This window comes from Paenibacillus sp. P5_B5 (assembly GCF_056400365.1).
In genome coordinates, this window is sequence record NZ_JBFULK010000017.1 from 76,201 (window position 1) to 83,564 (window position 7,364).

Annotated in this window: 5 protein-coding genes; all 5 read left to right on the forward strand. The window is 37.6% G+C overall.

The annotated features are described in order from the left end of the window. Positions 1 to 11: 11 nt before the first annotated feature. The 5 genes from AC1DOK_RS20055 to AC1DOK_RS20075 all read left to right on the forward strand — a co-directional run bounded on the left by AC1DOK_RS20055 (position 12) and on the right by AC1DOK_RS20075 (position 6,857). Positions 12 to 3,170: a hypothetical protein gene (locus tag AC1DOK_RS20055; protein WP_477556093.1), complete on the forward strand. Its 3,159-nt coding sequence runs from the start codon at positions 12 to 14 to the stop codon at positions 3,168 to 3,170. Next, positions 3,167 to 4,213 carry a HEAT repeat domain-containing protein gene (locus AC1DOK_RS20060; RefSeq protein WP_477556094.1) on the forward strand — a complete coding sequence of 349 codons (1,047 nt, stop codon included), beginning with the start codon at positions 3,167 to 3,169 and terminating at the stop codon, positions 4,211 to 4,213. Before AC1DOK_RS20055 ends, AC1DOK_RS20060 begins: the two co-directional genes overlap by 4 nt. A 52-nt stretch (positions 4,214 to 4,265) precedes the next feature. After that, positions 4,266 to 5,681, forward strand: a complete 1,416-nt coding sequence (locus AC1DOK_RS20065; protein ID WP_477556095.1) for a glycosyltransferase family 2 protein — start codon at positions 4,266 to 4,268, stop codon at positions 5,679 to 5,681. Between the two features lie 103 nt (positions 5,682 to 5,784). Further along, positions 5,785 to 6,483 (forward strand): hypothetical protein, encoded by a 699-nt coding sequence (locus tag AC1DOK_RS20070; protein ID WP_477556096.1) that lies wholly within the window; start codon positions 5,785 to 5,787, stop codon positions 6,481 to 6,483. A 107-nt stretch (positions 6,484 to 6,590) separates the two neighbouring features. Next, positions 6,591 to 6,857: a DUF2164 domain-containing protein gene (locus tag AC1DOK_RS20075; protein ID WP_477556097.1), complete on the forward strand. Its 267-nt coding sequence runs from the start codon at positions 6,591 to 6,593 to the stop codon at positions 6,855 to 6,857. Positions 6,858 to 7,364 lie beyond the last annotated feature (507 nt).

The window sequence follows — 7,364 nt, forward strand, 5'->3', positions numbered from 1 at the left end:
AGGAGTAAAGAATGAAGAAAAGACCGATTAAAATTCGATATATCATTTTTATAGCATTATTAATCGGGGGAATCGCACCTTTTATCATATGGTTCGTTTCCCCCAAAACAAACCTTGATATGATTGTTATAAATAAAACCTTCCCGGTTGGTTCGACTGCAAACGGTGAAATAACAGAATTAGATTACAGCAAGCAGCGTGGATTATTTTGGCTTACAAGCTATCTGCGTATCAATAATCCTGCCACAGATAAAGCGTATGATGGTAAAAAAGATTACTATGGAAACTTCCTCTCTAATGGGAAACTAGTGGGAAGATCTTTAGAGAAAACAACACATGTACCTGATCTAATCTATATATCGGATGCCTACGGAACAGGTAATTCAAAAGTGAATGGCGTTGAACCAAAGGGGATTTCAGGTTTGACAGTAGATGAGGTTAGCTTCATTACAACTAGTTATGCCAAGGGTACGACCGTCATTGGTGAATACAATATTGCGGGAGATCCTACGAAGTTAAACGTATCGAGGGAGTTAGAAGGCATATTTGGAGTTCATTTTACAGGATGGGCAGGCAAGTTTTTCTCCGACTTATCCTCTATAGAGGATGTTCCGAATTGGATCAGAATGATCTATGAACAACAATACGGTAAGAAGTGGAGTTTATCGGGTGGGGGAATCGTGATAGCAGGCAATGATCGAATCATAATCCTTGAGCGCGGCAAGGATTTTACAGGACAATCTATCCAGCTATCTATGTCTGAGGATTATGCTAAGGTATACAATACGGGAACGATTGATTACTATAACTGGTTTGAAATTGTTGAGCCAGCCAATGATGAATCGGTCATCGCATCCTACGATTTGAATGTGACAGAAGCAGGCAAGGATCAGTTGAAGCGTCTAGGGCTGAATAGTAAATTCCCTGCAATCATTGCGAATACATCGGTCAATAAAAAGTCCTATTACTTTGCAGGTGATTTCAGTGACTACAGAGAGCATGAGAAGATAAAATATTTTCAGGGTGCCGCTGCGTTATATAGAATTTTCAGTGTAAATAGCGAGGGGGACAATACCTATTTTTATTGGAATTTTTATGTGCCGTTGATGTCAAAGATTTTAAAAGATGTGGAGCCCTTAGATGAAAGTGTGACATTTAAAGCTGAAACAGAGATCACTCAAGATGGTACGCAGCTTGTGTCCAAGATTGCGAATAATAAGTTCGCTGTTTATCAAGATGGTGTTTGGAATGATATGTATATTAAGGGTGTTAATATAGGCACCGCATTACCAGGTGTTGCCCAAGGAAGCTTTCCGGATGAGCCTACCATATATATGCAATGGCTTGAGGAAATCGGGGCGATGAATGCTAATAGCATTCGCTTATATACCTTGATGCCTGCCGGGTTTTACCGCGCGCTGGATATTTATAATTCAAATTATCCGGATAAGAAGCTTTACTTTTTTCAGAACATATCGCCAAACAGTGAGCCGCCATCTGGAAATTTCCTTGATAAAGGATACAACGAAGCTTACGACAAGGCAACTGAAGATACCATTAACGCCATTCATGGGAATGCTAGACTGAACATCAATGATGGACAAGACTCTGATTTATACATGAATGATGTTTCCGGCTATTTATTAGGGTACTTTGCTGACCCTGGCTTGAGCCCAAGTCATGTGACGGCAACGGATGCTGCTAATGACGCATTCAAGTATAAAGGAGAGTATGTTTCATCTGGCCCCAACGCAACGCCGACCGAGTCATGGCTAGCATCGGTAAGCGATGAAATCTATCAGTATGAGCAACAAAATTACAATATGCAGCACCCTGTAGCAGTAGTCAGCATCCCGGAGCTGGACACTCTACACCATGTTAATTCAAACCCCGATAGGTTGGATGATGTGGTTTCGGTTGACATTAATAATATTGATATTTCAAGTAAGGTTATAAGCGGTTTTTTTGGTGCTTACAATATCTTTCCTGATCATCCTGGGTTTATGACGGGTGAGACCGATCTTGCAAAGCCTTCATATGCAGGCTACAAACAATACTTGAATGATTTTATGAAGACTCAAAAGAAATATCCGGTATTAATTAGCGAATTCGGGCTTTCTACAAGCATGGGATCGTCGCAGATAGCCGCTGTTGACTATAAGGACGGTCAGAATAGTGAATCACAACAAGGGGAGGGCATTGTTGCGATGATGAACATAATCCAAGACAGCGGCAGCATGGGCGGTCTAATTTATGAATGGGCTGACGGATGGGGAAAGAGCAGCAGGTTCACATCATCATTGATGATCCCTTATAACCAAGGAAGTGAGTGGCATAATAGGGTTGATCCTGCTCAAAATTATGGCATCTTAGCGTTGGAATCTCCAACACCCAAAAAGTATGCGATGTCCTTACGAGCTTCTGATCCATTACAAACCATAGCGTATACAGCTAACGAATCCTATTTCTATATAACAGCCACTTTTAGTAAGCTGCCAGACTTTAATCAGAAAAACATCATGATATATCTGGACACTGTGGATAGAAAAAATGGTGAATATATGTTAGCCCCTGATGTCAATGAGAACTGGTCCGGTGCAGAGTTTAACATCAACATACGCAATCAGCAGGAAGCTGAATTACTGGTCGTACCCAATTATAATGTAAGCAAAGGATCATACTTTACTTCGGTGTCTACTTCTGGCATTTTCGAAAGAATGCTTCGGAAGCTCTCGATCGAGTATAAAACCCTTGCAGGTGAAACGATTTCGGCGAAATATGAGGATGGCTCCACCTTGGTTCCAGGAAGCTTTGAAGAGAGTAGTAACCATTTCTATTTTGAAGGCAATACGTTATATATAAGAATTCCTTGGGCAAGATTGAATTTCACAGATCCGTCAAGCTTGCTGGTCTTAAATGATGATAAGAACAAAGGTGTAATCGAGGACACTAAAGATACGCTTACCGTAAGGATGACGGACGGTATAGTAGTCTCATTGATCATTATGGATAGAGCAACCTTAAATGTTGATTACCACTTTCCTGAAAGCATAACTTCATCAGGCTACAAAACGTTTACGTGGAACACCTGGAAAGTACCCAGTTACGTTTCACGTCATAAGAAGAGTTATGAGAAGATCAAAACATTCTTTGGTGGAGGGGAAATATGACAAGAGAAGCAATGCTGTTATTACAAATATCAGCGGGATTATTCTCATTCTTCTTAATAGCTGTTATTTGTAGTTGGTTTTACAGCTACTTCCGTGAATTAAACACAAAGAAAGTAAGAAGGCAGTTAGAAGAAATGGTTTATTCCTACTTCAATACAGACAACGACATAAAACAAAAAGTTGTTGAAAAGATAAATGCTTATGTTAGAAGAAGTGCTGGAAAAAAAGATGTTTTGATTAATATCATTATTAATTATGGTCATGATTTTATTGAAGACAATCAGGAACGGTTAATGGAATTTTACGAAGGTACAGGAATTAAAGCATTCCTAGTAAAAAGACTTTATGCAAAGAGTGATAATATAAAGTCTTTAGCCTGTCGGCACTTAGGAGAATTAATAGTTAAAGATACGGAACCCTATATTCTTAAACTTATTTCTTCAAAAAATAACGATGTGATTTATAATGTATTGCTTGCCCTATCAAAGCTTGGTGATACGAATGGATTAGTACAAATATTCACGAATGATTCCAAGAATATTTACATTTCCTCCAGAGCAATTATTGAGATTATTTCAGTGTTCAATGGTTCGATCGAAGATTTATTCAAAAGAACATTTAATTTGAGTGATGATTATATTAAAGGGATTTTAATAAAGGCCACGGCTAATTATAGAATTGAAGGTTTGAGACCGTACTATATTGATCATGTGAAGAGTGATGATAAGAACCTCCGGATAGCCTCTATACGAGCGTTATGTGAACTTAAAGATCAGGCTGATGAACAATATATTATTCCTTTGCTAGAGGATAAAGATTGGGAGGTCAGAGCTGCCGCGGCCAAAAGTCTAGAGAAGATTGGGACGAGCAATAGCTTCACAGCTCTAGGGAAAAGCACCGGGGATAGTGTTTGGTGGGTAAGACATAATGCCGCAAATACTCTTATTCTCATTCCGGGAGGGAAGGAATACGCTTTTGAAATTATTAACGGTGATGATCAGTATGCACGGGAAGCACTTGTCAGTGTGATTGAATTAATGTGATCAAAATACGGTAAGATAAAGGATGGTTTTCATATAAATGTATCTACTTCGAATGCTCATCATTTATTTTAGTGAATTTTGCATGCTGTATACAATTGGAATATATACGTTTTACAATGGCCAGATGCTCATCGCTTTTTTTGACATATTTAGTTATTTCAAGAAGATGAAAGTATCAGATTACAAAAGGTATGTTGAATCAAAAAATATGATTCCGATCTCTATTGTTGTACCTGCTTATAATGAAGAGAAGACCATTGTGGACAATATTAAATCGCTGCTTGCCTTAAATTATTATGAATACGAAATTATCATTGTGAATGATGGTTCGAATGATTCTACAAAAGAGAAAATAATAAAAGAGTTTAACTTAAAAAAAGTAATTCAACCTGTCATGCAAAGCTTAGCTACGAAGGAAGTGCTCGGAATTTACCGTAACAATGAATATGAGCGATTAATATTCGTAGATAAATTAAACGGCGGTAAAGCGGATGCACTTAATGCTGGAATTAATGTTTCTATATATCCTATCTTTGCATGTATAGATGCGGATTCTATACTAGAAAATGATGCACTTATCAAGCTTACCATGTTATTTGTTGAAAAACCGGAAACGGTAGCTGTGGGCGGAATTGTTAGGATTGCCAATGGATCCATAATCAAAGATGGTAAACTTATGGAGATGAACCTTCCTAAAAGCAAAATCGCTACCTTTCAGATCGTTGAATATATCCGTGCCTTTCTTACGGGTCGCACCAGCCTCAGTAGGCTGAATTCTATTTTGATTATTTCCGGCGCATTTGGAGCATTTAATAAGAAGGCTGTTATTGACTGCGGTGGATATAAGGTGAATACAATTGGCGAAGATATGGATATCATCGTAAGACTGCATAAATTCATGAAAGACCAGAAGAAAAAATACAGAATACAGTTTCTGGCGGACCCGATCTGTTGGACCCAAGCTCCTGAGTCCCTAAAGGATCTAAGGGCTCAGCGCAGAAGATGGCAAATTGGCTTATTCGATACGTTACTTAACTATAGAACGATGTTGTTTAACCCAAAATACGGCACGATTGGTATGTTAACACTTCCTTATTATTGGATATTCGAATTAGTCGGCCCAATTGTCGAATCTCTTGGTTACATCATCATACCGTTAGCATACCTGTTTGGTTTATTGCAGTTTGATAGTTTTATGATATTTATTGCTATTGCATTCTTATTAGGGACTACGTTATCCTTGGGCAGTATATTATTGGAGCAGACCACATTTCGTAAATATTCATCCTTTAAGGAAACGATGCTATTGGTATTGTTCGCTTTAATCGAGAATTTGGGTTACCGGCAGCTTACCATACTTTATCGCGTTGAAGGCATCTTTAAATTTAGAAAGGGACGCTATTCCTGGGGTACAATGAATAGAAAGCATTTCGGATCGAAAAAAAAGGAAAAAAGTGTGAATATGTAGGAAATGATGAGGCTAAGCATTATACATTGTAATGGTTTAATTATGGATTAGAAGGGATTTATTAAGCTATGCAGAAATTAGTAATTAGGCGGTGATTTATTTAATGGATACTCTTCTTTCAATAATTATATTTGTGTTGCCTGGGATCATGATGTACTTTTGGGTTCAACTTATGGGAGTTACATCTGTACGAAGATACTCTGTGCTTGAATTTGGAGTGTTATCATTAATTGCTTGGTTCCCTGTAACTGCACTTACTTTATGGATTATTTCAACCTTTCGCCCTGTAACTTGGACATTAAATAGTTTGAGTGGTTATGCAAATGATCCCATTCATCTGGTTCAATTTATAATGATTAGCTGTGGTGTTAGCTTCTTGTTGAGTGCTATATATGCGATTGTTTTGCACAGATTATTAATGGTAGTAGTGAATTTAGTGAGACAGCTTGCTGGAAGGGCACCGCTATTACAATCAACTGCTGTTTGGGATGAAATTTTTGGTACAAATAAAGTCCACGTTGTAAATATAGCTAAACTTGATAAACAGTCCGATTGTATAATTGGTGAAATTGAAAAAGTGTCTAAACCTTTTGAAGTGGAGAAATCATTGTCTTTACGGTATATTGATTTATATACAAGGTTAGTACAAGAGTATGATGTTCCCATTATCCATGTACTTATCGATGCCAAAGCAGGTACTTGTATAAAAATATATTGTAATGAGGCCTTAAAAGAAGCGTTAGATAGAGATAGAGTTTCTAGCAATTTAGGACCAAGAAATACTAGACTATCAAACAAGTAGTAAGAAGTACAATAAATAGCCGATGGCAATTTACTAATGATTCTCGTATATTATTAGTTGTAACTCATAGTCATACTAATTGAAGGACCCAATAAGGAGGGAATACCTTGCTACCAAACAAACTACCAAGAGAACATAAGCTTGAAATTGTATCTAGCATCCAGGATTATTTTCAAACTGAACGTTTTGAAGTAATAGGAGATTTAGCTGCTGAAAACCTGTTAGACTTTATGTTAAAAGAGCTGTCTCCCTATGTTTATAATCAAGCAATATCAGATGTTCGCACAATGATAGAGCAAAAGATGGGCTCACTGGATGATGAAATGTACGCATTAGAAAAGCCAATCCGTTCAAGGACGACGGATAATCGGTAGAAAACAATCATGAAATAAACAAGCTTGTATAAAACGAGCTGTATAAAATTGGTTGTATAAGAAGTGTTGCATAAAGTATATCTATTTGTTATGATACTCCTTGTCGCTTCGGAAGACGCGCTAATGTATGAATGAAACAATCGGTTAAACGAATGATTCGCAAAAAAAAGAATTTAAAAAAGTTCTTGACATTAAGCCTTCTGAAATGGTATGATATAAAAGTTGTCTCGTAGGTAATAAGAGACACACAAACAACAAATTGTCCTTTGAAAACTGAACAACGAGTGAAGAAAAAGTGATTTTTGCCCGCGAAGGCAAAATATCATACAAGAGGTTATTAACCTCAAAACGTTGAGAAAACGAGCGCTTCGGCGTAAGTGATCAAGACAAGCTAGCAAGAAATTTTGAGCAATCAGCTCTAATTATAGCAAGTCAACTTCGGTTGATGAGCACTTTAATGGAGAGTTTGATCCTGGCTCAGGACGAACGCTGGCGGCGTGCCTAATA